The sequence below is a fragment of the Bradyrhizobium vignae genome (assembly GCF_004114425.1).
In the GTDB taxonomy this organism is placed as follows: Bacteria; Pseudomonadota; Alphaproteobacteria; order Rhizobiales; family Xanthobacteraceae; genus Bradyrhizobium; species Bradyrhizobium vignae.
The window spans coordinates 14,298-40,317 of record NZ_RDQF01000033.1; the positions used below are offsets into that span (position 1 = coordinate 14,298).

Genomic DNA, 26,020 nt, shown 5'->3' on the forward strand with positions numbered 1-26,020 from the left:
GCTATACAGCCTTGTGGCTGCGCCGGACGAGTCGGCGTGGTGGCCTCGGCGTGATGCAACGACATCCGACAACAGCAGCAGAAGAATGATGCTCGCTGGCAACATTGGAAAGTTTTCTTTGCCGCTGTAGACATCCGGTAAGCCTCCCTTGTTGCAAGGAGACCCTTTTAGGGACGATGATCTTGGAAGCACATAGTAACGAATTGTAGTGGGACAGCTTGTAAACTCTGCGGCGTGGTGCGCAGAGGAGAAGCGTTGGGGAAATCGAGCACGTAAATTTGCGGTGATAGCCGCGGATTACGTTGGGGGACTCGAATGGGTGGTAATTACGTTTCGGGTGCGAAGGTAGAGTGGCTTCTCGCCTGCGGTGCGATGGGGCTGTGCACGGCGCTCGCTTGGTCTGGTTGCGCCGATCGCGCCACGGCTGCAGACCGGCGGGGCCCCTCCGGTGGCGTCATCGTCAGCGAGATGAGCGACGTCCAGCGCGTCAAGCTCGTCGTCAACAAGTCCCGTACCTTCAAGGTCGACACACCCTTCGCGACCATCGTGGCCGGCTCGTCTGACATCGTGGACGTGAAGTCGCTCAGCGATCACCTGATCTACGTCCAGGGCAAGCAGACCGGCACCACCAATGTCATCCTGCTCGACTCCTCGATGAAGCAGATCGGCATCCTTGACGTCGAGGTCGTGATCGATACCGGTAATCTCCAGCAGAACATCCGGACCAGCACCGGCGGACAGGGTATCCGCGTGTCGGCTTCCGAGGGCCAGGTGGTGCTCAGCGGAACGGCCGCGGATGCGGTTACGGCCGAGCGGGCCATGGCGATCGCCACCAGTACGGTCGCGAAGGGGGGAACGGTCGTCAACGCGATGAGCGTCGCGGCCCCGCAGCAGGTGATGCTGGAGGTGCGCTTTTTGGAAGCGAACCGCATCGCCGGTCGCGAGCTTGGCATGAACCTTTATGCGGCAAATGCCAGTGGGTCGAATATTGCCAATTCAGGGCTTGGCGGGGCTAGTTCGATCAATACGAAGAGCGGCCGAGTCGCGATGCCCAACGTCGGTCCCCCACCGGGCTCAATCCCGTTACTCGGAACGGCGGGGACGCTCATAGGGGCCGCGGGCGGTGTCTCCCCTATCCCGTTCGGAAGTTTATTGACCAGCATCCTCCGAACCAGCAATGGCAGCTCAGTGGATTTGCTGATCACCGCATTGGAGACGAAAGGGCTGGTTCGCCGACTGGCCGAGCCAAACCTGACCACGCTTTCCGGCGATGCCGCCCGCTTCCTGGCCGGCGGTGAATTTCCGGTGCCGATACCGACCCAGACGTCGAATGGCTTTCCCACCATCACGATCGACTACAAGAAGTTCGGCGTTGAGTTGTCCTTCGTGCCTACCGTTCTTTCGCGGGGTGTGATCAACCTTCGGGTCGAGCCCTCGGTCAGCGAACTTGATTTCTCCAATGCGATCACCATCCAGGGGACGACAGTCCCAGCATTGACCCGTCGCGACGCGCGCACCACGGTCGAGTTGCGCGACGGTCAGAGTTTTGCGATCGCCGGCCTTCTGCAGACCCGCAATCGGCAGGATGTTTCGCAATTGCCTTGGATTGGCTCGGTGCCTGTGCTCGGGACGCTGTTCAGCAGCAAGTCTTACCAGCAGGAGGAAACTGATCTCGTGATCGTCGTGACGCCGCGCCTGGTCGCGCCGGCGGCACCCGGCCAGCAACTGGCCTCGCCGCTAGACTCGCGGCTGCCGGCCAACGATGTTGATTTCTTCCTCAACGGGCAGATGGAAGTCCGCAAGCGTTACGACGATTATGTCAATTCAGGTGGCGACGTGAAGGGTCCGTACGGTCACATCATCGCTCCCGAGATTAGGGCACCTGTCGTCGCCCCTGCCGCTGCTGCCGACCAGCCGGTCGTGAAAACCCTCAACTAAAGAAAGCGGGAAATGAGCATCAGGTATCCGGCTCTGTTCGCACCCCTCCTGCTCGGGGGATGTTATGGCCTCGCCGGCCATGACGAGATGGAGCGTTACGTGCAGCGTTCCGACACTCTCACGATGAGCGCTGGCGATGCCAAACAGGTCAACGCTGTCACCCATACGATCCACCCATGGCCGCGATACGTCGGCGATCGCAGGCTCGCCTACGACGCCCGGCGCGTGGGTGCCGCTGTCACACGCTATGGCAAGACGCAACAGCCGGTGGATCAGCTCCCCGATAACGGTGATCCGACGAAACAAATGGGCGTGCGGACGTTGCCGACGCAGAACGTCAACATCGAGGGATTGGGGGCAGGTTCGTCAGCCGGAGTGTCGGTACCGGTCGGCGGAGCACCTAATAGGTAGGAGCGAAGGGGGCCTTGGCTTTGAACGTTCTAGCGATGATCTTTCCATGAGTTCGCCCAGCCGGACCGGGACAATTGTTATGCGGCGCGTCTTCTTGATACTGACCTGTTGCTGCTTGGGGACAGGCCTTGCTGCGTGCGACTACACAACTAGGGAGGCAGTGATCGTGGCTCCGGTGGATCCGCCGGGTGGCGACCCCGTGCAGGAGCCGACCGACGTCAAATATTACCCGTCGGACGAACCCGTGCGGCTTGGGCTGGAGCACTACAACCGTGGTAGCTACGGCCTCGCCCAGCGCTATTTCAAGGACGCCGTCGAGAAATCGCCGAAAGACATCACCGCTTGGATTGGCCTGGCTGCAAGCTATGATCGGATTCGTCGATTTGATCTTGCCGATCAGGCCTATGCCCGAGCGATCCGGCTCGGCGGCGAAACTGTGCAAGTCCTGAATGACCAGGGATATTCGTACATGTTGCGCGGCAATCTGGGTGCGGCGCGCCGAAAGTTCGAGAAGGCTTATTCGCTCGATCCAGGTAATCCGGTCATCGCCAATAACCTCGAGCTTCTCAATGGCAGCCGGCGGTTCATTGAAAGACCACCAAACAACCAGCCCTAGCGGTCTACGTTATTCCATGGTCTGCAAGGCGGCTCAATGATCCCCCGCCAAAACCGCCTCCATATCCCCGCTGCCAAGTTGTCGAGGCTGTCGTGCCCCCGGCGCATTGGCCTGCACCCCTGGACGATCGTAGCGTAATGCGGTGCAAGGCTCGGGTCTGCGCTTTCGAACATTCATGCACCTTGCGGCCGTGGCATTCCAACACATCACCGCTGGTGCGCTATGGTCCTAGTTCGCATCCTCGTGGCCGCGTCACAACCGCCTGGACCCAGCACGCTCCCAGAAATTTCCCGTCGATCGAGGAAAGCATCGGCGGTGGTTCGGGCAAAGAGATGACGTAAATTGCATCAGAAGCCCTGATGGATGATCGTGCTGCTTATGGTGTCGTCCAGAATGCGCAGAGCGGGAAACAAGTTTCTCACTGGGGCGAACATTCTCGGATGTGAAAGACAGCAAATTAGCGTGATGATATGCGCGCCGACAAGTATATAACGAAAGTGTTAAGGGCCTCGCGATCAAGACGCAATTAAAGGCCCGGCGGTCGCAAGCCAACGACCGCCGAGATCGCCGCGCTGGGATTACTGTTGATAGTGTGCGGCGCGTGCCGTTCGGTTTACGACTCTCATTTGCATTTGACAGCTATTTTTTGCAAGCGTGGAGCTTGGAGAAAAGGACGCCGAGCAGCACGTCTAGCGATCACGAATAGCCGCTAGACTAATGGTTCTTCACCGTGGCATCGATAATTGGAGAACATAGTGGACGCGTGGACGCTTATTCCGTTTCCCTGTTCAGCGCACGCTCATTCCCTGATCACATCAGCAATTTCCCTGTTATTGATTTGCGCATGCGTTGCCGTTATACTTTGGAGTCGCAGGCGTTTTCTGGGATTCCGTTGGTCAAATCGCCCGCCACAGAGCAGGATTTCCCTGTAGAATTCCCTGTTCGCAGGGAAATTCACCGGCTGGATCGGCTTGGCTGCAAGCTATGATCGGATCCGTCGATTTGATCTTGCCGATCAGGCCTATGCCCAAGCGATCCGGCTCGGCGGCGAAACTGTGCAAGTCCTGAATGACCAGGGATATTCGTACATGTTGCGCGGCAATCTGGGTGCGGCGCGCCGAAAGTTCGAGAAGGCTTATTCGCTCGATCCAGGTAATCCGGTCATCGCCAATAACCTCGAGCTTCTCAACGGCAGCCGGCGCTATCATTGAAAGACCACCAAACAACCAGCCCTAGCGATTGTCTCGGTAAGTACACGCGTCTGCATTCGGTCGAGGCGCATGTAAGCCGCCTGCCGCGTTGGGCGCGTTTCTGACGCTTGTCCAGCCCCAGCTGACCGCAACGGTAGTGTCATCGATGCGACCATCATAAGGTGGTGCAATTTGGCGCATCGCGCTCGACGCAGGCGGGGTTGGCCGCGAGGTATGATCTGATACGCCGGTCCTTTCAGGTCAGGCTCGACAGGCTGGCAACGCAGGCCCGAGTCGCCGCGCTCGCCTTGGCAATCTTCTCAGCCGCCCAAATGAAAAGCGCCGCTACCGTTTGCTCGGCGCGGCGGTTGATGGTTGAGGGCGTCTGGGTTGCGGTTAGCCCGCCGCTCCGGCACGTTACCGCACGTACCAATATCCCCACCAGCGCTGGGACACCGGCCGCGCCGCTGCCTTCATGGCTGCGACTTCCTCGACCGGGCGCAGCTGGGGGCCATAGATCGCGGGCGGATAGACATCATCCCACAGCACGAGTCCGCCTTGGACGGCGGCCGCCCGATGATGGGCCGGAGCAACGGAGAGCTCGGCGGCGGACGCCACGGATGCCGACAAGGTAAGGCCGAGAGCAGACAGGGCAATGGATGGAATAAGGGCACGGAAGTTCATTGGATTAATCCCTCTCAGAATGAGATGCGAAATAATGCGACGGGTCCCTTACGGTTGCAAGAGCATCGGCCGACGGATCGACCCCAATCTCCCGTTGCGGAGGCGCGCGGTCTCGCGACGCACGCCTGCTCGGCCGCGACGGGTCTGGACATGTCAGGCTGCGAGAAACGTCTCTCTTGCGTCTCTCTTATATGGAGCGGCACTCATATAGAGCGTCCGATGATTGCCGCCGGGCGAGGCGAGATGCAGCAGTGCCGCCAGACCTGGCTGCCTAGAAGAGATCGCAGGTTGAACAATCTTTCGGCGTCGAGGAGTCTTCGAGAACCATGATGTCGACACACTGCTCGCTCTTGATAGGAGGCGTACGATCCAGGACGACTCCCATGACTTCTGCGTTTGTCTCCGCTTCCATCTTTGGTGCTGGCCTCATTCTGGGATACGCGCTGCGCGCCTGGCGCGTCCAACGAAGAACCGTGAACTCATCCTGCGGCGCCTCACGCCGTACGTCCGAGCCCGCTCCCACCTCGACGTTCGGCCACGCCCGACGAGCCTTCTAGGCATCGTCCAACTCGTTGCAGCATCCAGCCTCATACTGGAACGTTGGGACATGATGAAATGAGTGGGCCCAAGAAGGATGCGCCGCGACGCTATATCGTGGACGGCGCCGGACAGCGCGTGCTCGTTGGTTTGACGATCTCGGAAACGATCGAGTTCGAAGCGCTGGACAAGCCGGACACCCGCCCCGGCGCAGACTTGCTTGGAGAGGCGGCTCGTGTCCATGAGGCCAAGCATGACAAACGTTGGATGGAACTCTACGTCAAGCACGAGCGAGCCTGGAGCGACTGGATGGCCCAGACGCGTGAGCGTCTGGAGAAGCCGCCTTTGCTCAACTAGAGCACGATAACACCAAGGCCACTGCATCGTTGCCGCGAAGCCATCTCGCCCGTTAGTGGCAGGTAGGGGGCCTCATATCACACCGCGATCATGCGGCTTCCCTGGATGCTCATCAGGGTGAGGTTGCCGGTCGCATAGGCGCCGGTGTCGATGTTGACGCGATTGGCCATGAACTCCGCGCTGCGGACCGGCGTGTGACCATGGACGATATACTTGCCGAAATGCTCCTCGCTCCGCAGGAATTCCTCGCGTATCCAGAGCAGGTCGCGCTCGGTCTGCGCGGCCAATGGAACGCCGGGGCGCACGCCAGCGTGGACAAAGAAGAAGTCTCCGCAACTGAAGCTCAGCCGCAGATTGTCCAGGAATTCCAGATGCTCGGTCGGCATGGCGCGAATCAAATCGCGCAGGATCGATGCCGGCTCGTCGCGCTTGAGATCCGGCGGCGCAAGCCCGTATGACATCAATGTCTGGGTCCCGCCGAAGGCAATCCAGTCCTCGAACAGTGAAGGATCTTCGAAAACCCTCACCAGAAAGGCCTCGTGATTGCCCTTGAGGAAAACCGCATTTCCCCGGCGGCTCCGCTCGACCAGGATGTCGAGGGTGGAGCGCGTATCCGGGCCGCGGTCGATGTAATCGCCCATGAAGACTTCGACGGCATAATGCGGCCGGCTGCGGGCGACGTCGGCATCGACCACCCGCAGCATGGGCTCGAGCAAATGCGCGCAGCCGTGAATATCCGAGATCGCGTAGATGCGAACTCCGTCCGGCAATTGCGGCTTGGGGATGGAGGAGTGTGGTCGCGCGAGGGATTTCATGGCGCTCATCGATCGGGTGGTCGAAAAGTTATCCCCAAGTCGCCGGCACCGGAGAGCTTCCATCCAACACGAACAACGTGAATTCGGTGGGGCCGCGACCTCGTTCTCCGACCTGATCATGCCAAAAGAAGGGCGGCATTTTTTGCCGACCTTGTTTGTGGCGGACTGCAGGAACAAGATCGGTGCGCAGGAATTGCATCACTGCCCCGAAGTGTGCAGCAAAGCTGCATGACTCGTGGAATCTTCATATTCAGCCACAGATAGAAATCCGAAGAAATTCTCGCAGCCGACTCTGTGTGCTTCGGCGGGAGCAATGCAGCGCCTCAAAGTTGAGCGGAGAGGCGCATCGGATGCGGAACTTGAGTCAAAATAGGGCAGTCCGTTCACTCGTATGTCAGCACTGTGACGACATTTTCAGCGCGTCGAATTTCGCTGCGTACTTCGACACGACGCATCGTCCGTGCGCCGCAAAAGTTTTGCGTGCAGCGCCACAATGTCGCTGCGATCACTCAACACTTTCGCGCGGGGAATTGACGAGTCTTCAGCATCACGATGAGCGTCAGGCACTCTCTCGATAGGCAGAGGTTCGAATGGCTGTTGCAACTTATGGTTCTGAAAACGCCCATGCGCTTTCATCTGCGCGCGGCAGCGCTCTTCAGAGGCCTTTTCAGATCGTCGTCATCGCTACTGACTTTCTGTTGATCCTGTTGAGCTATGCGGCGGGAGCTTCGCTGTATGGTGGGGCTGTCGCTTCGCCTGCCGACGGCGCATCGGTGGGAGCCGGGTTGTTCGTGGGCGTGGTGTTCGTCGGGATCGCCTATTTCCGCGACGTCTATTCCACGCACCGCCTGCTCAATCTCGTATGGCAGCTTCGAATGGCGGCGTTCATTTGGCTGACGTCGCTCACGATCCTGGCCGTTGCGGCCTTCCTGCTGAAATCGACCGACAATCTATCGCGCGGCACCGTCATCGTCTTCGCCGTGATCGGCGGACTTGGCCTGATCAGCCTGCGCTTCGTCTGGCAGGCCGTGTTCGGCACGAGCTTTGCGCGAAGCCGGTTGGTCGATCGCAAGGTGATCCTGCTCAGCCTGAAGCCGCTCGACTTCACCTCGAGCCGCTTCAAGGATCTGCGCAGGAATGGCTTCGACGTCATGCGCCATTTCGTGCTCGGAGACGACCGGGATGATGGCCAGTGGGAGCGACAGATTCGCGACGTCATCCGTCAGTCGCGCTCGGCTGACGTCGATGAATATCTGCTTGCGATCGACTGGAACGAATTGCCGATGCTGCGCAAGCTGGGGCCATACTTGCGCGCCGTCCCGCAGCCCATTCGCCTGCTGCCGGACGACCCGGTTGCTGACCTCGTGACCCGTCCCTTTTTGCCGGTCAGCGGAACCGTCGCGGTCGAGATCCAGCGACCGCCGCTCACAATTCTCGAACGGCTGCAAAAGCGCTGTCTCGACGTCGGCGTCGCTCTGTTCGCGCTCGTGCTGCTGACGCCGCTGCTGCTGACCGTTGCCATGCTGATCAAGCTGGATTCACCTGGAAACGTCATATTCCGGCAGTCGCGCCGCGGCTTCAACGGCCGGCCGTTTGAGATCTGGAAGTTTCGAACCATGACCGTTTGCGAGAATGGTGAGACGGTGACACAGGCGACGAAGAAGGACGCCCGTGTCACAAAAATTGGGCGTTTCCTCCGCATGACGAGCATCGACGAGCTGCCGCAGCTCTGGAACGTGCTGCGTGGGGACATGTCACTGGTCGGACCGCGTCCGCACGCGCTCGCCCACGACAACTACTACGACGAGCTCATCAGCAAGTATGTCTACCGCCATCACATGAAGCCGGGCTTGACGGGCTGGGCCCAGGTGAACGGATTCAGGGGGGAAACGCCGACGATCGATCTGATGGAGAAGCGGGTCGAGTACGACGTCTGGTACGTCAGCAACTGGAGCATCTGGCTCGACCTGAAGATCATGGCCCGCACCGCGTCCGCAGTGATGTTCCAGGAAGCCTACTAGTCGCTTGATGTCTCAACCGCCTGAGAGCGCTGACCCGAGGCGCCTCAGGTTCCATTGCGCGGCGGCTTGCCGAGGAGCCGCATGATCGCATCCCGCAGGGCAAGAAGCGGCGGCACGAGCACGAAGAAGGCTCCCATTGCAAGGGAGAAGATGACATGGCGGATCGAGAAAGGTTCGTCCTGCTCGATCTCGCGCCGGCTTGGCTCGATGGGCGCCGGTGAGAGCGTCGTTGCCATGGGCTGCCGAAGCGGCTTGCGCGGGGGGATCACGACCAATACGAAGAGAATGTTGAGCAGAACCCAAATAGTCAAAATCGTAAGGACGATCAGCATCCGAGCCCACCGGAAAAGAGCTGTGAGTGAGTATGGGCCGAGATTAGCCCCGGGGAACCGAGAAGGAAAGATGCCTAAAGTTTCGTCATTTTGAGGCATCAAGCCCGGATTGTCTCGTCTTAGCGACAGATGGTTGCCCATGGCGCACCGTCTTGGTCAATCCTTGCTTTTGGCTAGAGCAATAACCGCAAGTTGTGGATTCCGGATGAATACGGACGTCCAAGCAGCCCGGCTGTGCCTGGGCACGATCTCCGTCCGTCCGACGGGCTCGGGCTGTCTCGCGTGCAAGGCGCGCTCGCTCGCCTTCAAGCGACAATTCCACGAAACAAGAATAAGGTCCGCTGCCAAATGGCAGCGGGCCCGAGGTCGTTCCAGTTCGGCTGGGCGCGTCGCCGCGCCTCCGCCTAGGCGTGCTCGACGTAGTAGCTGTTGTGGTGCTTACCCTTGTAGGCCTCGATGCGCTTGAGCATCTTCGGATTGGCGCGGTTGAGCACGGCACCGAGCAGTTTCTTCTGGAGCACCTCCGACCCCGAAACCGACTCTTGAAGAGCGCTTCGTGTCGTCTGCCCCCATTCGATGACGTAGACCATGGCATCGATCAGGAGGCTGACGGCCTTGGAGTCCGCCACCGGCATCACCGGGGCAAGATCGATCACGATATACTCATAGTGCTCTCTCAGCACCTTGAGCAGCTCGGCCATCGCCTTCGATCCAATCACGTCGGCCGAATTCACCATGCGGGAAGCCACGACGGAGGGAAGGAAATCCAGTCCCGTCTCCTTGCTCCGCTGCACGTGGTAGCCGAGGCTCGCGGGGTCGTTGAGCGCCTCCACAAGTCCGCTCTTGGCGTTGGGCGCGAGCTCTCGCGTCAGCGAGCGCGTGTGCAGGTCGCCGTCGATCAGCACCGTGCGATGCCCCGTGAGAGCGATCAATTGCGCGAAATTCGCCGCGACGGTCGTTTTTCCTTCCTTGGGAAGGGAAGAGACGATGCCGATCACCTTGATCTCGCGGGTCAGGCGCGCAACGTCGATCGACACCTTGATGTTGCGCAACGTCTCGGCAAACCGCGAGAACGGATGATCGACGACATAGCGAGATATATCGGATGCGCCGGTCTTCGCGGCTGGACCGATATCGGGCAGGACGCCGAGGCACTTCACGCCGAGCTCATCCTCGACCTCGCCGGGGGTCCTGAGCACGTCGCTCAGCAGTTCACGCGCAAATGCGACACCGAAGCCGAGACAGAGGCCGCCCACCAGGCCGCCAACGAGCGCCAGGACCGTGCGCGGTGAGCTCTTTTGGTCCGGATTCGTGGCGGTGCTGATGAGACGCGCCTCGCTGAGCGGGAAGCTCTGGTTTTGCGTCGCGCTTTGCAGCTTTTCGAGGAAGTTGTTGTAGAGATTGCGATAGGTGTCGGCGGCGCTTTCGAGATCGCGCAGCTTGACCTCGGCCTGGCCGGTGTGACCGGCCTGGGCAACGAGGTCCTTGACGTTCTTCTCGAGCGACGCCTCGCGGCTCTTTGCGATCTCATAATCGCTGCGATAAGCATCCCCGATCCGATGCAGCTCGTCGGCGATGTTCTTGCGCAGCTCGTCCATCTTGTTGGCCAGATTGACCGCCGCAAGGTGAGTCTTGCCATAACGCCTGGACCAGTCGGCATATTGGGCCTGGAGGTCGAGATATTGGGCGCGCAGGCGGGTGATGACCGAATTGTTGAGAGCGTCCGTCACCGTCGGCTGCGCGAGATCCTGGTCGGAGATCGCCTCGATCCGGTCGAGCCGGGCCTTGGCCTCGGCCGTCGCAGCCCGCGCTTGAACCAGCTGCGTATTCAGGTCCGACAATTGCTGCTCGGACATCAGGCCGCGGCTGGTTCCGACGATGTTGTGCTCGGCCTTGAAGGTCTGCACGGCGCGGTCGCTGGCCGTTGCCTGCTCGCTCAGCTCGAGGCTGCGCTGCTGAAGCCATTCGGTTGCCCGCTTGGTGGACTGATATTTGGCTTCCAGAGCGCCGACAAGATAGGCATTGGCGATGGCGTTGGCGATCTTGGCGGCCTTGTCGGGGGTCCGTGCGCGATAGTTCAACGAGAGAACATATGTCGTCAGGACGCGCTCCGTTCTCAGGTTCTTCTGAACCTGCTCGACCACGGCATGTTCGATTCGTTCCTGGGTCGGCGGTTCACCGGAGCCAAACAGCGAACTCACCTTGCCGATGATGAGGGAGAGAAGGCCCGGATTGGAACCTTTGAACTCCGGATCCTCCGTGAGCTTCAGACGACGAACGACGGACAGAATCAGGTCGTCCGAGTTGATGATTTCGACCTGACTGTCGACATAGCCGGTGTCGATCAGGGCGCTGTTGGTATTGCTGTCCTTGTCCAGCACCTGTGCCTGACGCGTGTCCATCATGATGCGGGCATTCGCCGTATACATGGGTTGCGCCGTAATCAGGTAGACCATCACCAGCGCCAACGAAGCGCCGGCGCATGCCGCAATGATTGGCCATTGGCGGCGTAGCACGTCGGCCACGCGCTCGAAGCTGAGCACGGCCCCGCCGAATTCGATGCCGAACCGGTGTCCCGACTGGAAATGTTCTCTAGGCTGGTACATTTGCTAATTCGCTGCCTTTGACGATCACTGATCAATTCGGAAGGGGAACGGGCTTGAAGGGGTCGGCCAACTTGGTCTTCCATTCGCCGTCGAGCAGCGCTCCGCCTCGCGGCGGCCGCGCAAGACCCTTGCTCTGCGATTGGGCCTGCTGGGGGCCCGAGTCCTCTCCCGCTGCGGAATAGCCTGATTGCACGTTGAGATCGCCGATCCGCTGCGCGAAATCCCTGATCTTGCGGGCTGCGTCGGGCTTCGTCGACGTGCACCGCTCTTCGGCAATCCGCAGCGCGGCGCCGATGGCCGACCTATCGCTTGAAGCCGATGCGGAGATGAGCGTCTGCACGGAGGGCAACACCGATGGATTGGTCGCGATGAGAGCCGAGAGCCGATATCTCAGCTTCTCCTTGTCATTGCGCAGTCGCTCCAGAAGCGAAGACGGCGACTTGACGAAGGTATCTAGTTCGAGCTGCGAGGCGCGGTCAGAGAATTCGACGCACTGGGCGCGGCAAGCATCGCTGCTCGAAACGATCAGCGCAGAACCTATCAAAACAGTCGATAGCCATCGCGGCTGTGCATGACGACGTGTTAGTCCGCGGCCCATCCGTGTTCCTTGCTTCTGTTGCAATAGGAGAACACGCGAAACTTGGCAGGTAACTGTGTCATCTTTTTGTGCGGCGCAAACTGATGCACGATCGTCGACGACGAACAACGTTGCTCAAACTTTGCGCCGGTTGCAAAAGCACGATTTGCAATGCCTGCGAGATTGGCATGTCGCGCTCATGGATGTTGCAGCTTGAAAACATATCAGGCACTCGCAGACCCGCGGGTCGCAAAACCGACACAAGTCACGGCGCGCTTGTATTGTTCCCTCGGACAAAAGAATTTTTGCTGCGACATCCATACGCAGACAGACCAATGTCTTGGGAATGGCCTCTACCGCAACAGCGCCGAATTTCGCGCACACTTTCCACGCAAATACTCGCAATCATCACAGCTGATGGAATTTGCGCCCGAAGCACGCGGCGCCTCAAACAAAAAGTGGCGTGAAGTTGGCGCTCACATGTCTGAATGATCTACGAGCATTGAAAGTATCGTCGGTCGTCATGCATCGCGTGCGAGTCCGTGAATCGCAGAGATTGAACACGCGCGAGACCTGATCCACACTGCTGCGGCGCAATAGCTATGGAATGTTGATGTGACGGAGTTGGTTCATCGTGAGAAGGCGCATGTCCTGCCCCTCGACAGCATTCGGGGGATCGCCGCGACTTCGGTGGTGATTCACCACCTTCTGCTGATGCCGACTTTCCTCGCGGCGTTCCCGCACAATGCGTGGATCAACTGCTCGTTCTTCAGAAGCGCCTGGCTGCTGGTCGATTTGTTCTTCGTTCTCAGCGGGATCGTCATGTCGCTCAGCTACGTCGAGAGCGACTTCGGGCGCTTCTCGCTGCGCGAGTTCATGGTGCGGCGCCTGGCAAGGGTCTATCCGCTGCACATCGTCATGCTGATGGCCAATCTGTTGTTCCGCCTCCTGCGCATCAGCCTGGTCATGGCGGGTGTCGTGGTGGCTGCGCCGGCGGCCTTCGAGGTGAACAACGCCTATTCCTTCGTGCTCAATGTCCTGCTGCTGCACTCCATGGGGTTCATCGATTATCTCAGCTGGAATGCGCCGAGTTGGAGCATCAGCGTCGAGTTCTACACCTATCTGGTGTTCGGCCTGGTCGTCCTGTTTGCCCAGCGCATGCGTTCGCTGTTGTGGTTCTACGGTCTCTGCGGGCTGCTTGCGGTCGGGAGCCTCGTCTTCATCATTTTCGGGCTCGACAAGAGCAGCCTCGGGCTTCAGACCGACTTCGGCATCCTGCGCTGCTTCGTGAGCTTCTTTCTGGGCGTGCTGACGGTGCGGATCGTCGATCGGCTGCCGGCCATGCCGGGCCCTGCGGTCCAGGGCATGGTGCAGTTCGTCGCCATGATCGCCAGCATCGTCCTTGTGTCGGTGGCGGAGACCAATCCCGCGGCGACCTTCCTCGCGCCGGTGACGTTCGCGATCTTCCTCGGCAGCTTACTCGCGTTTCCGGATGCGATGCTGGTGCCGCGGTTGCTGGTGGCAGGACCACTGGTCTGGCTCGGGCGCCGCTCCTACTCGATCTACATGGTGCACGCGGTCGTGGTGCTGCTGGCCGAGTATTTCGTGCGCGCGCTCGGGGCCGGGCGGATCGCCGCGCTCGATTCGGTCTGGGCCGGTCTGCCCGCAACGCTGAATCTCGTCGTCTCACTTGCCGCCGTGCTGGCGGTGTCGCACTTCACCTATCTCTACGTCGAAATCCCTGGCGGCAGGCTGATGCGGAACGCTCTTGGCAGCCGGTCCGATTTCTCGGCTTCCCCGGCGCCATCGGCGCGGCCGACGAACTGAGCGGGACATGACCATCCTCGCGCTGAACCGTCCCCGAATCACGCTGATCAGCCTCAACATCGAGGCGATCGCGCTCGGCGTCTATCTGGTCCGCGACGCCTTCGGCGGCGTGATCCGCTACTACACCAGCATCTATCACATGGATCCGCTGTGGTATCTGCCGGACGCCGTTGCGCTTCTGTGCCTCGTCCAGTTCTTCGTCCATTGCATCCTGCGCAATCGCAGCACCCTGGCCCTGCTGGTCTTCGTGCAGATCATGCTGTCGCTCGTGCTCGGCTATTTCATGCTGGGGACGATGAACGCAGCGATCTCGTCCTTCAAGATGATGCTGCCGGTGTTCGTCGGATTCTGCTTCTGCGATTCGAGTCTGGGCTCATACCGAAAGCTTCTGTCGGTCATCGCCGTGACCTTCTATCTGTCCGTGATCGGCGTTTTCCTGACGAAATTCTACGCGATGCCTTGGGTGGGCTACAAATACGAATCCTTCGGCGCGGTACGGGAGGCCGGCCGGTTGTGGTGGGCCTACGGCGGCGACGACCAGCGCCTGATGGGCTTTGCGGCCGACAACACCATGGCCGCCTTCTTCATCCTGGTATCGTTCGCAATCACGTCAATCCGCAAGAGCACGTCCTGGTGTATTGGGGCCGGATCGATCGCTATTTATGTGGTTTGGCTGACCACCAGCAAGACGACATTCATTGTCCTGTCGTTCTATTTGTTGCTCCTGCTTCTTGTACGAATGTTGCCGGAGCGGTCTCGCTTTTTGGCTGTTCGGGGCATCGCGTTGTGGTCGTTTGCTGCGATCCTGATTCCGCTCTTCATGATCCTGCTCGCGTCAGGCACGCCGGCGGTCCCGCACTCGACGCTGTACAGCATTCTTGATCGCATCAACAACAGCTGGCAATTGCCCTTCGTCTACATGACTCAGCTGATGCCGATCGGGTTGGTGACGGGTTGCGGTGCGGGCTGCTTCAACTATCCGCAGCAGCTGTTCTCGCCGCTCGCGTCGTTTTGGGTGCCCGTCGACAATTTCTACATCGGGACGTACCTGATGTTCGGTCTCCCCTTCGTCGCGTTCATGGTGATGGTGTTCCGGGCGACGTTCGGTGCGACCGACGTGTACAAGCTGACGCTGCTCTTCGTCGTCAACCTGTTCACGATCACGGTCTTGAATTACGGCCCGGCCTCCGGCCTGCTGATCATCGCATTGAGTTTCAGCGAAGTGTTCTCGCGGCGCGCGACCTCTGCACGTGGGGCCGACGCCGTGCCAATCGTCATGCGGCCTCCGATGCGGCCACTGGATGGCTTCAGCCCGGATCTACCGGCGGCGAGCGGAAGCAGGTGAGAACGAACGATGCATAGACGGCTCGCATTCATCGACACGCTGCGCGGCATTGCCGTGCTGTCGGTCCTGGTCCAGCACGTGTTCGAGTTGATCGTCGAGAAGCACCCGACGGGCGCCTATTACTGGCCCATCCACGACGTGTTTGGCTACTACATGAACTTTGGCCGGTTCGGCGTCGTGTTGTTCTTCTTCGTCAGCGGCTTCGTCATTCCGTTCAGCTTTCCGGACAGCACCACGCCCGTGCGGGATTTTACGATCAGCCGCTTCTTCCGTCTCTATCCGGCCTACTGGACGTCGCTCCTGGTCGGGCTCGTGACGATGCAGCTCTTGGAGTCGAAAGTCTATCCGCTGGGGCAGGTCGCCGCCAACGTGACGATGTTGCAGACCTTCGTGAACGTCCCGAACCTCTGGGTGTTCTACTGGACGCTGGCGATCGAGCTGCTGTTCTACGTCGGGTGCACGATTCTCTTTGCGATGGGGTTGCTGAACCAGCGCTTCACGGCGGTGACGATCGTCGTTGCGGCCGCGCTGGTCGGAACCACCGCCGCGCTCATGATCGAGAACAGGACCGTCTCCTCGGTGATGGAGGTCGGGTTGAACCTGTCGGCCATGTTCCTGGGCAAGATCATCCGCGACACCGTCGTCGGCGGCAAACTGCGCTGGACCCACGTGGCGGTCTGCACGCTTCTGTATGCGATCTTCGCCGCCACCCTGTCCGATCGGCGGTTCGGAGGCGTGTATCACGAGAATTTCTTCTACAGCTATTCGATCGGATCGGCCTATGTCTGCGCGGCGCTGGTCTTCATCGCCTTTGCCGTGTTCGGCGAGCGAATGGCGTGGCGCCCGATGGCGTTCGTTGGCGTGATCAGCTATTCGGTCTACCTGATGTCGCCATTCGTGATCGTCGCCGTCCATCGCCTCGTTTGGTTCGGCAACGGGCCGCTGGGATGGTCGCTCTTCCTGGCCGTGATCCTGGCGTTGTCGATCCTGGTCAGCTGGATGACTTACGCCTTCGTCGAGAAACCCTGCATTTCCTTCGGGCACAGGTTCCGCTCGGCGCGACGGAAGCCGGTCGTGCTCGAGCCCGCCCTCAGCACCCAGGGTGCCGCGGAGTGATCAAGACACCGCACCAGCCGGGCGCCGCCTATGACGGATCGTTCGTTCCGTCGGTCCAGGGCCTGCGGGGCATCGCCGCGGTGAGCGTGCTGATGGATCATTTCTACGACATGCCGAAGGGCGGCATGTACGACATCCCGGACCCCGGCTTCCTGCCACCGCTCTGGTCCTGGCTGCAATCGGCGATCAATGTCGGCGGGCACGGCGTCGAGCTGTTCTTCATGATCAGCGGATTCCTGATCCCGGCGAGCCTGGTGCGGCACGGGTCGCTGTCGCGGTTCTTCTTCGATCGCGTCCTGCGCATCATGCCGGTGTTCGTCGTGCTGCATCTTGCGTTGTTCGCGATCGGTCCGATCGTGGCCTACAAGTTCTTCCGCGGCATCGATCTGAGCAGCTATCTCGCAATCTTTGCGGCCAATCTGTTCTTCGTACAGGACGCGCTCGGCCTGCCCATTGCCCAGCAGAATGCCTGGACGTTGACCTATGAGTGGGCGTTCTACATCTGGTTTGCGCTGACGTTCTCGACCTGGCGCACCGGGGGCAGATTGCTGGCGGCACCTTTGCTCTTGCTTGGCATCGCCTGCCTGATGCGCTGGCCGATCACCGCCTTCTTCTGCATCGGCATGCTGTTCAGCGCCACCGGATTCCGCATCTCGATTCCGGGGCGTGCCGGCTTGCTCGCCGGCCTTGCCTGCGGAGCGGCGCTGTATGCGAGCCTGGTGCTGTTTCATCCCTTCGTCGGTCTAATTCCCGGATTTCTGCTGTTCGGCATGGTGCTTGCTCCGGACTCCGGCATCGGCAAAGCTCTGAGCACACCGGCCCTGCAGTATGTCGGCAAGATCAGCTACAGCCTCTATCTCGTGCACCCCTTCGTGCTCTTCCCCTTGCAGTTGATCGGCCTGAAGCTGGTCGCCGTCGGCGTGGATCGCTGGCTGCTGTGGGCCGCCTTCATCGGGCTCGGGCTCGTGATGTCACTCGTTGCGAGCGCGATCAGCTATGAATTGATCGAGGTCAGGCTGAGGCGATTGCTGGACGGTGCGATCCGCAGCATGTTCTTTCGACCGCAGGTCGAGCAATCGGTTTGAGAGGCCGCCTGTCGCGGTCAGCTCACGGTGCGGCCAGCGAGCCGGTGATAGGACCCGAGTAGCTGCTCGGCGATGCGATCCCAGTTCAAGAGTCCGGCTGCGGTCTGCCGCGCGCCTTCGGTCAATGTCGCGGTTAGAGGCTTGGAGGTCAGCACGCGTTCGAGGGCGTCGGCCAATGCCGTGGCGTCGCCGGGCGGAACCAGCAGTCCGTTGACGCCATCCGTCACGACGTCGGGAATGCCGCCGGTCGCACTGGCGACGACGGGCCGGGAATTGCCATAGGCGGAAGCAAGCACGCCGCTCTGCGTTGCGTCCTTATAGGGCAGGGCAACAACTGTGGCGGACCGAAACAGTCGTCCGGTATCTGCGGGCGAGATATAGGCGTTGATGGTCTTGACCGTCGGCATCGCCTCCATTCGCGCGCCGAGCCGTGTCATCTCGGGGCCGCGGCCGGCGACGATCGCTTCATGGGCGACACCGCGCTTGGCCAACATGTCGATCGCATCGATGAAGACGTCGAGGCCCTTGTAAGCCCACATCCGCCCAAAAAACAGGATGCGTGCAGCTTCAGGCGCAGTGACCGCACCTCCGGCCGGCGGCACCATGAGCACGCCGTGCATGCTGGAGACCGTTTCGCCTTTGAAGTCGGGCGAGGCGCGGCGAAAATCGGCAATACAGCTCTCGCCATGCGTGGTGACGACCGATGCGGCTGCGCGCATGCGCCCGCGCCAGGCATCTTCACGTGGCGAGGTGCCGGAGCCGCCTTCCGAATGCGGAATCGCATCGTGAACCGTCAGCACCAGCGGAATGCCAAGCGGACGGAGAAACTGGATCAGCTTGGACGTGTAGATCTCCGGAACTTCGTGACAATGAATCACGTCGGGACGAAACGAAATTATGTCCAGGAACGAGGCCGGGATGCCGATCGCGCCGCCGCGGCGCAGGCTCAAGTCACGAATTCTCGTCTCAAACGGAGCCGTCACGGCGATATCGGCCAGTTCCCATTGCTGATTGGCGTCTTTGCGATTGAGCACCAGCCGGACGTCGCAATGGCGGGCCAATCCCGACGCGAGACGGTAGGAATATTCCGCAAAATGTGGTGCGTAGATCGCCACACGCAAACGTGGACTCTGATGGGCAACTGTGCCGTGCACGGTGATCTCCTGGTTCCCTGACCTTCCTAGATCAGATGATCCTCAACGCCTGATGATGCCGCAAGATTGGGAGGTCAGTGTTCAATTATCGGCAAAGCGCATGCTGACCCTCGTCTTGGTCCATCCGTGCGAGACGTACCGATACATCTCACGTCGCGCGGAGGGGAACATCGCGATGACAAGCAGCGATACCGCGTAGGATAGGCCAAAGCAGGCCAGCAGAGTTGGCAGGTCGCCAGAGAGCCGAGCCATCATCGCGTCGCGCAGCAGGTGAACGCTGATGATCGATGCGATCGCGCCCGCAAGGTGTGGCGCGATTGATTGCATGACGTCGCGATGGCCGACGGGACCTCTGCGTCCGACGAACCACCACAGAATGGGTGTTCGCAGGCATTCGCTGACCGAATATGCCGCCGCCACGCCCGCCGGCCCGTAGTGCAAGCCGCAGACGAATGCGATCACGGAGGTGATTGCGACGAAGAGCCCCCACTTCATGTATTCACGCGATCGTCCCTGGCTGAGGAAGAGCCAGTTCGCCGGGCTATTGGTCGCTTGCAGGAGTGCGGCGACGCTCAACCCTACAAAGACCGGAGTCACTTCCTTCCAGCGATCTCCGAGCAAGGTCTCAACCAGAGGGCCGGCGGTCGCAATCATGAAGGCGACCCCCGGCAAGACCACCGTATAGGCTGGCAACACGGCACGGCGATACGACTGACGGTAGCGCTCGGTTTCGTTGAGCAGGCTGGACAGGGTCGGAAGCATGATCCGGACCATCGGATTGGTGATTTGCTGAAGCGGAAAGAGCAGCAGCCTGTAGGCCCGATTATAGACACCAAGGGATGCCGCGCCCCACACCTGCCCGATCAGGACGCTGTCGATGTTGCGGGAGAAGAACTCAGCGAGGTTGTAGCCGGTTACGCCGAGGCCAAAGCTCAGCATCCCCCGCGATTGCCCGATGGACCCTGGCCGCGACGGCAACCATCCCGAGCTCAGCCAGGCGCCGCTTGCGAGTACCACCCCGGACGTCAGGCTGCCGGCGAGGATCGCCCAGTAGCTGTGGTAGATCAGGGCCATGGCGATCGATGCCGCAAGTCCGGACAAAGCCGCCATGGACTCGATCGCGGCGAGCGTCCAGAACCTCATTTGTCTGGTGAGGAGCGACAGGTGTTGAACGTCTGCACCGCTGAGCAGGAGGGTGAGACTCATGCTTGCAGTGAGCGCCGCCAGCTTGGGCTCGCCATAGAACTTTCCGACCAGGGGGGAGAGCACAACAAGCGTCAGCGCCAGTGCCGCTCCGATGGATAAATTGACCCAAAACAGCGAACTCAGGTCGCGTTGGCTGAGCGAGTCCTTCTGAACGGTGGCATGTCCAAGCCCGAGGTCCTGGAACAAGACTGCGAAAGCGAGCACCGGAGATGCCATGGCGAAAATGCCGAAATCAGCGGGAGTAAGCAGCCGCGAGAGGATGATCACCGAACCGGCCTGCGTTCCCACGCGCACGATTTGGGTGGCAATGGCGGCCATCGCGCCCGCGCGAACTCGTCTCGCGTGGGTCTCCTCCGAGTAGCGTGGATTTAGCTCGATCAATTCGATTGCCTCTGCAAATCGCTCGCGGCGAGTGAGGTCAAAGCATGAATGCCGTCAGCGGGCATTCGCGGACTCCACAACGGCGGTATCGAGCGAGGCTGTGGTCAAGACCTGCCGCGAACGCGGTCGACCATACCGATTGATCCAGTCGCGTGCCGGCCTTTCAACATAAGCATACGTGACATCGGCCGTGATCATGAGCAGGAGGCAGCATGCGAGCACGAACAGCGGAAAATCCTTTGGGCCCAATGAGAAGTGCCGCCAGATTGGAAGGAAAACGAGAATGATCAGAAGCTCATGCAGCATGTAGACCGAGTAGGATGTGTTGCCGAGACGGCCCAACCATGCAGCACCGGGAACCCGATCAAGCGCGCTCTCACCGACCGCCGTCAGCAGGATCGCCAGCGAGAACAGGATGATCGCAAGATCGGGCTTGGCGAAGATGTTGAGGATCAGGACCGCCATCGCGAAAACTGCAACGCCGAGGAAAATGACGACTCTCTTGCGGTAGCTCCCTGATAGGCGGAAAAGAATGGCGAGAAGAATGCCGTTCAGGAAGCTAGGCAGCGCCCTCAGCATTCCATAGTCGAAGTTCGCGCCATACATCTGCGATCGTTCATGCCAAATCGGTAAATGGCCATGGGCAAGGATGCCGTACGATGCGGCGACGATCAGCGCGAGAAGCACGGGCGATACGCTCCTTGCGAGATACATCAGGAGCGGGAACAAAAGATAGCAGAACAGTTCCGCGCTGATCGACCATGCGGGCGTGTTGAAGCTTAGGTGATCGGTGACGCCCCAGGCCTGAACCAGGAACAGGTTGTAGATGAAGTCCGATACGCTCGTATGTGAGGCGGAATCGTGAATGCCGATGAACGCGACGCCCCCGAAAGCCAGCAGTGTCAGAAGATGCAGCGGATAGATCCGGGCGATCCGGCGAAGCATGAAGCGGAGATAGGAATGGCCCTCGCCGGAGTTGGCCGGATAAGAGTACGAAATGACGAAGCCTGAGAGGATAAAGAACATGTCGACGAACAGGCCGAATGATCCATTCCAGGCCGGAGAAATGCCGGGGTCAATGTTTTTCAGGTGAAAGACAAAGACTCCAAGCGCGGCAACGAACCTGTAGAAGTCGAGGACGACAAAGCGTCGCGGTTCATTGCCATCCATGTCGCCACATCGCGCTGTTCAAGACCGAGCGCAACGGTAAATGCAAATTGTGACGCAAGTTCGGACCATGCTGCATCGCGACGCAACGGAGCATTGCGCCGATCAGAGAGTCGAACAGGCTGTGCCTGCTCAAACGCGAGGCAAGGGCCTAAAGCTTGATCGAAGGGTCGGATCGCAAGCGGCGATCCAACCCTTCTTCGTCAAAGAGAAGCCGAAGATTAGCCGTCCGCCAGTTCAAACGAAGGCAAAGTCATGGCTGGTAAGATTGGTGACGTAATTGTTCTTGATCAGGATCGAGTCGTTTGCCGACAACTGGATCGCCACGTCCGTCCCCCATTGCGACATTTGGAGGTGGCCGTAATCGGACACCAATAGCTTAGAAATCGCAATCGTATCGTGATTTGCCGTGTCGCCTGCCTTGAAGTTCAGGATCTGATCATGGCCATGATCGTAGAGGATAGTGGTTGAATTTGGCGCCGACGAAAACAGATCGTCACCATTTCCGCCCTGGATGCTGATTCCGGCGGCGACCGCCGTCACGTTGTGGGTGCCATCCGGCTTCACGTCGTCGAAGGACTGCAGAGCACCAGCCGAGTTGTACTTCTCGTGCTGCGTCGTGCCGGCCTGCCCGTTGAAGTTGAAGAGAAAGATGTCCTTGCTGGCGTCGGCATGTTGAGCGATCTCCTGGGTCTTGGTCCCGCTGCTGTCATAGATGTCGGTCAGCGTGCTGCCGTCATTGTTGAGCACCTGGGTGTAATCCAGCGTGCCGTCCGCGTGAGTCCGGGTGATTGCTACTACATGCCCGGCAGCATCCAGATGCTGGTGCTGGGTGGTGTAGCTTTGACCGGTGATGTTGTAGCTCCAATTGTCCGAGGTTCCGTCGGGGTTAGTGATGTAAGCGGCGCTTTTCACGCCGCCGGTATAGATCGTCGTCGCGCTATAACCGTCGGATCTTGTCGTCACCTCGCTCGTCAGCGTTCCGCTCGCGTCGTACCAATCGGAGGTCTTCGTACCGCCGGACGTCTGCACCAGCGTGAAGGCCAGGCTGTTGTCGGCGTGGGTCCGGACGATGTTGGTGAGAAAGCCCGTCGAATCGTAGGTGTCGTGCTCGGTGGTATAGTTCTGACCGACGACATCATACAGGAAGACATCCTTCGACCCGTCGGCATGATGATCGGTCTCGTCCGTCTTGTTGCCCCTGGCATCGTAGTTGCTGACAGAGCTGCTGCCATCGGCATTGATGTGCTGGACGTAATCAAGCGTGCCGTCAGAATGCGTTCGGGTGACGTCGGTGATGTGGCCTGCTGCGTCGAGGTGTTGATGCTCGGTCGTATAACTCTGGCCCGCGATGTTGTAGCTGTAGTTATCGTGGCTCTGGTCGGCATTGATGATGTAGGCGGCCGTCTTTACGCCATTGGCGTAGACGGTCGTCGAACTCGAGCCGTCGGCGTTTTGCACGACCTCGCTGGTGAGGGTGCCCGTCCCATCATACCAGTCGGATGTCTTGGCGCCGCCACTGGTCTGCTTCAGCGTGAAAGCCAGGGTGCCGTCGGCGTGGCTGCGCTCGAGCAAGGTCAGAAAACCCGTTGCATCATAATGATCGTGCTCGATCGTGTAGTTCTGCCCAGTGATGTTGTAGAGCCAAAGGTCTTTGCTGCCGTCGGCGTGTGCATCCGTCTCGCTAATCTTCGTTCCCGTGCTGTCGTAGTTGACGACGACGCTGCTGCCATCGTTGTTGATCACCTGGGTATAGTCGAGCGTTCCGTCGGCATGCTTCCGGGTGACGGCGGTCACCTTGCCCGTAGGATCGACGTGCTGGATCAGCGTCGTGAAACTCTGACCCGTTATGCCGTAGCTGTAATTGTCCTGGCTGCCGTCCGCGTTGCGGACGTAGGCCGCAGTTTCGGCCCCGTTGCTGAAGAGTGCGGTCGAATAATAGCCGTCGGCCTTCTGGACCACTTCACTCGTGAGATGTCCGGTGGCGTCGTACCAGTCGGTTGTCCTGGTCCCGTCGGTGCTCTGGACCAGGCTGAACGCCAGGCTGCCGTCGGCGTGGCTGCGCTGCAACGAGGTAAGAAAGCCGGTGCGGTCGTAGACGGCGTGTTCGGAGGTATAGCTCTGCCCGACGATGTTGGAGGTCCAGACATCGATGCTGTGATCGGCGTGATAATCGGTCTCGACCTGCTTGACGCCGGCGGCGCTGTAAAGCGTGATCGCGCTGCTGCCGTCGCTGTTAAACAGCTGCGTCGATTCCAGCGTACCGTCCGCATGGGTCCGGGTCACACTCGTGACATGCCCCGCCGCATCCAAGTGCTGAACCTCGGTCGTGTAGCTCTGGCCGGTGATGTTATAGGCGTAGTTGTCCTGGGTGCCATCGGCATTCAGGATGTAGGCCCTCGTCTTCACCCCATCGGTGTAGAGCGTCGTGGAGTAGGCCCCGCTGGCCTTCTGCACCACTTCGCTGACGAGAACGCCCCCGATTGTATAGGTATCGGTGGTTCTCGTGCCATCGGTTGCAAGATGGATCAGCGCCGTCTTGATTCCATTGGTATAGCCGAAGGAATCCTCCGAGCCGTCGGAATAGTCTATGGTGGTCGTGAAGGGGCGGCCGCTGTCATCCAGACCGGTATTGGAATTCGCGGTAAGCGTTCCGGTGGAATCGTAAGTGAGAGTGTTGCTCCAGGTCGCGGCCGTGTTCGTCACCGAGAAGGAATATCCACCCTGGATCTTGGACAGCGCGCTGCCGTAATGGGCGATGATGTAGTCCATCGTCGCCTTCGAGGCGACCGGAAGGACGTGCGAGTCGGTCAGCGTGATGCTCTGCAGCGCCGTCGACTTGCTGAGGTCGGACAGTTGCGGCGCGATCTCGGCGGCCGTGCCGCTGACGCTGGTCCGGGTGTCCGGGGGAGTCGGGGTGGTCGCAGGCGCGTCGATCTCGATGACCAGCGGATGATCGCTGACCGGAACGGTGATCGTGCTGACGTCGGTATAGCTGGCGATCGCCGTAGTTCCCGTCAGCGTGTCGTACACCTTGACCGTGTGATGGACGGCCCCGAGGTTCACCGTGACGGTCTGGGTCGGATTGGATATCTCGGTATCGGTCGCATCGTTCCAGAGCTTCGGCTCGGCCCAGACGACGAGCTCGTAGGCGCCGTTGCTCTTGCCGAGCACCATGCTGTTGCCCGAGGCCGGCATGTTGCTGAGGGTGTAGTTCAATGGATCAGTCGGCTGCAGTCCGCCCTTGCCGTCGTCGGCCAGAATGGTCGTCAGGTTATGAATCGCGGTCGCGGCGAGCTTTGGCGTGCCGTCGGAGTTGAACAGCCCGAAGTTCGCTTCCGGATCGGTATTGGCGGCGGAGGAATCGCGGTCGAACATCTCGTAGAGATAGGTCGCGCTCACGCCGGCCTTGTAGGCATCGACCAGCGTGTTCAGGATCGACTTTGCCTGCACCGTCTCGTCGACGCCGAGATACTGCGTGTTGGCTTGCGTGGTGTAACCGGTTTCCGTGATGACGACAGGCTTCCCCGGCGCCGCGGTCGAGACGGCGCTCAGCGTTGCCGCAATGGAGCTGCTCGGAGTCAGGCTGGTGCTGACATAGGCGTGCGCGTTGGCGTAGTCGACCGAGCCCGACATGTTGCCGAGCTGGCTGTAGCCTTGCGGATCGTTGTAGGCCAGCGACAGATTATAGACGGGGGTGTTGGCGAGCGCGGCGTTGGAATTGACGGCCTGATAGAGCGCGCTCTGGAACTGAGCCGCGGCACTGAGGCTCGAGCTGCCATTGTAGCTGAAGGGCTGGTGATTGGCCTCGTTGAGACCTTCGATGGCGCTGATGCTTCCCGGATGGCTCGCCGCGAACTTCTCGAGCGAGACGATGTAGTTCTGCAGCCCGGTTGCGCCTGTCTGAGGCAGGGCGGACGATACCAGGAAGTCGAACTTGTAACCGGCAGCGGCCAAGCCATCAACCATAGGTTGTGAAGCCGGGCTGGTTCCCATCGCGTCGCGGAGATGGGTGACGCCAAGGTACTTCAGGTTATCGACCATCAGTGCGAGATTGTTGTAGTCGGTCCACCCGAAGCCGGCGTGCGTGTTGACGCCGATGGAGTTGACGAAGCCGCTGGCGGACAGGATGGTTTGATCGGACATTGCACACTCTAGTTTCATCGCGAGCGAAATTGCTCGCAGGGATTTGCGTTCAAGCTTCTCTATCGAGTGTGAATTTCAGATAAAAATGAAAGCTACAAATCGCGAGCGAAGGAAGTTCCTTGTGCAGGAACTGATTTGCTCATGTCGTAGCAGAATATTGATGCGATGCCGGTGCAGGATGGCGTGAGGAAGGCACTTTCAAGATTTTCGCGTTTTGCACTGCTGAATGTGTATGCGCAAGCCGTACGAACACGACGAGCTTGCAATGGAACACGCGGCACTCTTGCAGTGCTCGATGCCGGCTAAGGGCGCTCTGCCGTGTCCGCAATCCGACGGGCATCTTCACCTGCAGTCCATAGTTTCTGCACAGGACGTTTGCAAATGCCGTTTCTACGGGCGGTTAAAATATAGGGTTTGCACGCAGCGGTTGTGGTGCCGTTCATGAGGTGCACGCACGCACAGCGGGAATCGGGACGCGAGGCTGGTTCCGTGCCGCAACCACGGGTGCG

The 26,020-nt window shown here is 60.0% G+C and carries 20 protein-coding genes; 11 read left to right on the top strand and 9 right to left on the bottom strand.

Translation table 11 applies throughout. The annotated features are described in order from the left end of the window. The first annotated feature begins 315 nt into the window (after positions 1–315). The 4 genes from EAV90_RS24660 (at position 316) to EAV90_RS24675 (ending at position 4,176) form a co-directional block, all read left to right on the top strand. Positions 316–1,938, top strand: coding sequence for a type II and III secretion system protein family protein (locus tag EAV90_RS24660; protein ID WP_129144947.1), 1,623 nt, complete (start codon positions 316–318; stop codon positions 1,936–1,938). A gap of 12 nt (positions 1,939–1,950) precedes the next feature. Continuing rightward, a complete protein-coding gene (locus EAV90_RS24665) occupies positions 1,951–2,349 on the top strand; it encodes a hypothetical protein (RefSeq protein ID WP_129144948.1) in 399 nt (132 codons plus the stop codon). A gap of 166 nt (positions 2,350–2,515) precedes the next feature. Next, positions 2,516–2,965, top strand: a complete 450-nt coding sequence (locus EAV90_RS24670) for a tetratricopeptide repeat protein (RefSeq protein WP_245509605.1) — start codon at positions 2,516–2,518, stop codon at positions 2,963–2,965. Positions 2,966–3,936: 971 nt separating this feature from the next. Further along, on the top strand, positions 3,937–4,176 hold the full coding sequence (locus tag EAV90_RS24675) for a tetratricopeptide repeat protein (protein ID WP_245509606.1): 240 nt from the start codon (positions 3,937–3,939) through the stop codon (positions 4,174–4,176). 396 nt (positions 4,177–4,572) lie between these two features. On the opposite strand, the gene EAV90_RS24680 is transcribed toward EAV90_RS24675, so the two are convergent. Continuing rightward, a complete protein-coding gene (locus tag EAV90_RS24680) occupies positions 4,573–4,839 on the bottom strand; it encodes a hypothetical protein (protein ID WP_129144950.1) in 267 nt (88 codons plus the stop codon). A 615-nt stretch (positions 4,840–5,454) separates the two neighbouring features. Between EAV90_RS24680 and EAV90_RS24685 the strand changes: the two genes are divergently transcribed. Then, positions 5,455–5,733 carry a hypothetical protein gene (locus EAV90_RS24685; protein ID WP_164937093.1) on the top strand — a complete coding sequence of 93 codons (279 nt, stop codon included), beginning with the start codon at positions 5,455–5,457 and terminating at the stop codon, positions 5,731–5,733. A gap of 77 nt (positions 5,734–5,810) precedes the next feature. On the opposite strand, the gene EAV90_RS24690 is transcribed toward EAV90_RS24685, so the two are convergent. Beyond that, positions 5,811–6,548 (bottom strand): metallophosphoesterase family protein, encoded by a 738-nt coding sequence (locus tag EAV90_RS24690; RefSeq protein WP_129144952.1) that lies wholly within the window; start codon positions 6,546–6,548, stop codon positions 5,811–5,813. Here EAV90_RS24690 and EAV90_RS24695 point away from each other — a divergent pair. Further along, entirely contained in the window at positions 6,547–6,780 is a 234-nt protein-coding gene (locus EAV90_RS24695; protein WP_129144953.1) for a hypothetical protein, read from the top strand. The two genes, EAV90_RS24690 and EAV90_RS24695, sit on opposite strands and share 2 nt — an antisense overlap. A gap of 358 nt (positions 6,781–7,138) precedes the next feature. Next, entirely contained in the window at positions 7,139–8,569 is a 1,431-nt protein-coding gene (locus tag EAV90_RS24700; protein ID WP_129144954.1) for an undecaprenyl-phosphate glucose phosphotransferase, read from the top strand. A gap of 44 nt (positions 8,570–8,613) precedes the next feature. Here EAV90_RS24700 and EAV90_RS24705 read toward each other — a convergent pair whose 3' ends face one another. From EAV90_RS24705 to EAV90_RS24715, 3 genes are all read right to left on the bottom strand, one after another. Continuing rightward, positions 8,614–8,901 carry a hypothetical protein gene (locus EAV90_RS24705; protein ID WP_129144955.1) on the bottom strand — a complete coding sequence of 96 codons (288 nt, stop codon included), beginning with the start codon at positions 8,899–8,901 and terminating at the stop codon, positions 8,614–8,616. A gap of 404 nt (positions 8,902–9,305) precedes the next feature. Further along, positions 9,306–11,507, bottom strand: coding sequence for a Wzz/FepE/Etk N-terminal domain-containing protein (locus EAV90_RS24710; RefSeq protein WP_122404928.1), 2,202 nt, complete (start codon positions 11,505–11,507; stop codon positions 9,306–9,308). A 31-nt stretch (positions 11,508–11,538) separates the two neighbouring features. Next, positions 11,539–12,213, bottom strand: a complete 675-nt coding sequence (locus tag EAV90_RS24715; RefSeq protein ID WP_245509607.1) for a hypothetical protein — start codon at positions 12,211–12,213, stop codon at positions 11,539–11,541. Between the two features lie 486 nt (positions 12,214–12,699). Here EAV90_RS24715 and EAV90_RS24720 point away from each other — a divergent pair, with 486 nt between their 5' ends. Genes EAV90_RS24720 through EAV90_RS24735 form a run of 4 tightly spaced genes read left to right on the top strand, consistent with a single transcriptional unit; the run spans position 12,700 to position 17,457 of the window. Continuing rightward, entirely contained in the window at positions 12,700–13,911 is a 1,212-nt protein-coding gene (locus EAV90_RS24720) for an acyltransferase family protein (protein ID WP_245509608.1), read from the top strand. 7 nt (positions 13,912–13,918) lie between these two features. After that, entirely contained in the window at positions 13,919–15,256 is a 1,338-nt protein-coding gene (locus EAV90_RS24725; protein WP_129144956.1) for a hypothetical protein, read from the top strand. Positions 15,257–15,265: 9 nt separating this feature from the next. Continuing rightward, entirely contained in the window at positions 15,266–16,372 is a 1,107-nt protein-coding gene (locus EAV90_RS24730) for an acyltransferase family protein (RefSeq protein WP_129144957.1), read from the top strand. Continuing rightward, a complete protein-coding gene (locus EAV90_RS24735) occupies positions 16,369–17,457 on the top strand; it encodes an acyltransferase family protein (protein WP_129144958.1) in 1,089 nt (362 codons plus the stop codon). Before EAV90_RS24730 ends, EAV90_RS24735 begins: the two co-directional genes overlap by 4 nt. A 17-nt stretch (positions 17,458–17,474) precedes the next feature. Here the strand turns inward: EAV90_RS24735 and EAV90_RS24740 are convergent, their stop codons facing one another. From EAV90_RS24740 to EAV90_RS24755, 4 genes are all read right to left on the bottom strand, one after another. Then, entirely contained in the window at positions 17,475–18,611 is a 1,137-nt protein-coding gene (locus tag EAV90_RS24740; protein ID WP_245509609.1) for a glycosyltransferase family 4 protein, read from the bottom strand. 81 nt (positions 18,612–18,692) lie between these two features. After that, positions 18,693–20,135: a lipopolysaccharide biosynthesis protein gene (locus EAV90_RS24745; RefSeq protein WP_129144960.1), complete on the bottom strand. Its 1,443-nt coding sequence runs from the start codon at positions 20,133–20,135 to the stop codon at positions 18,693–18,695. A gap of 117 nt (positions 20,136–20,252) precedes the next feature. Continuing rightward, on the bottom strand, positions 20,253–21,368 hold the full coding sequence (locus tag EAV90_RS24750; protein WP_129144961.1) for an acyltransferase family protein: 1,116 nt from the start codon (positions 21,366–21,368) through the stop codon (positions 20,253–20,255). A gap of 234 nt (positions 21,369–21,602) precedes the next feature. Beyond that, a complete protein-coding gene (locus tag EAV90_RS24755) occupies positions 21,603–25,511 on the bottom strand; it encodes an RHS repeat domain-containing protein (protein ID WP_129144962.1) in 3,909 nt (1,302 codons plus the stop codon). Between the last annotated feature and the right edge of the window lie 509 nt (positions 25,512–26,020).